This is a genomic window from Bartonella sp. LB28NMGDW (genome assembly GCF_042194435.1).
In the GTDB taxonomy this organism is placed as follows: domain Bacteria; phylum Pseudomonadota; class Alphaproteobacteria; order Rhizobiales; family Rhizobiaceae; genus Bartonella; species Bartonella grahamii.
Map to the genome: position 1 here is coordinate 1 of NZ_JBHIMX010000130.1, position 724 is coordinate 724.

At 41.2% G+C, this 724-nt stretch carries 1 protein-coding gene; it reads right to left on the reverse strand.

Annotated elements, in window-relative coordinates; all coding sequences use genetic code 11:
* A partial coding sequence (locus tag ACFIKG_RS09610; RefSeq protein WP_375652233.1) for a hypothetical protein occupies nucleotides 1-642 on the reverse strand: 642 nt, incomplete at its 3' end.
* Nucleotides 643-724 lie beyond the last annotated feature (82 nt).

Consider the following 724-nt stretch of genomic DNA (forward strand, 5'->3'; position numbering starts at 1 on the left):
CTTACCATCATCATTCTTATGCGCTTCGTTTGTGCTATATGAAACGTGTTTACGCATGTAAACTTCGTCGTTATCGCTAACCTCTCCATAGCCACAAACCTTGGTATATCCACAAACCTTGGAATTTCCGTAAACACGAGCATTTTCACAAACCTTAGCATTCCCATACACATGCGCATTGCCATAAACCGAAGCATCATTACTAACACAGACATAGCCACAAACCTTGGCATTGCCATAAACACGGGCATGGTCACTAACATGCGCATGCCCACTAACACGAGCATTTTCATAAACTCTAGCTCTGCCATAAATATGGGCATTGCCATAAACATAACTATCTCCATAAATAAAAGCATCTATACCAACACGGGCATTGCCATAAACACGGGCGTTTTCATAAACATTGGCTCCATTAAAAACCCATGCATTTTCATAAACCTTGGCATTATCAAAAACACAAGCCTTCTGAGCAACCCAACATTCACCATGATGACTTAAGTTGCTCTCTTTTTCGATATACCCCCCAATCTCTCCAGCCTTCACATCTCCAAAATCTCTTAAGGCTTTAATACGATGAAGTGTGTGATTACCAAAAACACGTGTCTCATCCGTGAATTCATATTTCTTTTCTACAGCCATCTTTATCTCCTTAATGCTGTAAAGTTTCTCCGGTGTGATCAACACCGCAGCTCTTGCTAATTTTCGACAATGGGGGGTGTTG